The sequence below is a fragment of the Streptomyces sp. MB09-02B genome, from assembly GCF_033794485.1.
Taxonomy (GTDB): Bacteria; Actinomycetota; Actinomycetes; order Streptomycetales; family Streptomycetaceae; genus Streptomyces.
The window spans coordinates 1-1,173 of record NZ_JARGEE010000888.1 but is presented as its reverse complement, the minus strand read 5'-3'; the positions used below and the strand labels follow the sequence as shown (position 1 = coordinate 1,173).

The window sequence follows — 1,173 nt, the reverse complement described above, 5'->3', positions numbered from 1 at the left end:
ACCCCCCTCCGTCCCCCATCAGCAGTACGGTGTCGTCCATGCGCCCCGACACGCCTGCCGAGAACGTCGACCACCACGCCGAAGCGGCACGCCTGGAGCGGACCGCCGACCTCTACCCGGAGGACGCCGAGCACCTGCTCCTGCAGGCGGCGGCCCACCGGGAACTGGCCGGCGACCGCCCCACCGCGACAGCCCTCTACGACCGCCTGCTGTCGTCGTCCGCCCCTCTCGACAACCCCCACCTGGTACGAGCCCTCAAGGCCTCCAACCTCTGGGAGTACGGCCACGAGGCCGAGGCCCGCGCGATCATCGACGGAGTCCGCGCGGCCGCCCCGCGCGACCCGGCCCCCTGGGTGATCGTGGCGGAGGCCCTGGAGGCCCACGACGAACTCGAAGCGGCCCAGGACACCTTCACGTCCGCCGTGACCCTCCTCCTGACGGACGTCCCGGAACCCCCGTACGCCACGCGCCCCCTGCTCTTCGGCCGCCACCGGGTGCGCCGCATGCTGGGCGCGACGCACGACAACTGGGACGCCGTGGCGGACACCCTCCACTCGTCCTCGATCTCCCTGGACGAACTCCACGACCCCAAGCGCGTCTGGTCCCTGGGCTCGGACAACCCGGCGGAACTCCAGGCCGAGATCTCCCGCCTACGAGCGGAACTGGGCGCCTACCGAGAGGCCCTCTCCCGCCCGTTCCCGGTGGCGGTCCTGCACTGGCCGGCGGCCGAACTGTCGGAACTGGTGGGCGCGTACCCGGGCCTCACCGCGGAATACCCCTCACACGAGGAGCACCTGGCGACGATAGAAGCCTCGCTGCGGGAGCTGGCGTCTTCTGGCACGCCGAACCTGGGCATCGTGACGGGCACGGTCCCGTCGTACGAGGCGTTCGCGGCGTCGGAGGGCTCGTCCCCCGACGACGTGACCTTGCTGCCGCAGTACGCGACGACGCTGGCGGCGCGGGGGTTGGCGGTCTCCTGGCCCCCACAGAGGGGAAGCGCGTGCTGGTGCGGCTCGACTCAGCCGTACGAGACGTGCCACGGCGCGTAGCCGCGAACCACTCACGGCCGGAACCGGACCACCCCCCACCGCAAGCCGCCGATCAAACCCGGCGTGCTTGCGGTGGGGGGTGGTCCGGTTCCGGCCGTGAGTGGTTCGCGGCTACGCGCCGTGG

General features: G+C 72.3%; 1 protein-coding gene. It reads left to right on the top strand.

Translation table 11 applies throughout. The features are described 5' to 3' along the window. The first annotated feature begins 38 nt into the window (after positions 1 to 38). Entirely contained in the window at positions 39 to 1,049 is a 1,011-nt protein-coding gene (locus P1P70_RS44875) for a hypothetical protein (protein WP_319248290.1), read from the top strand. Positions 1,050 to 1,173: the final 124 nt, after the last annotated feature.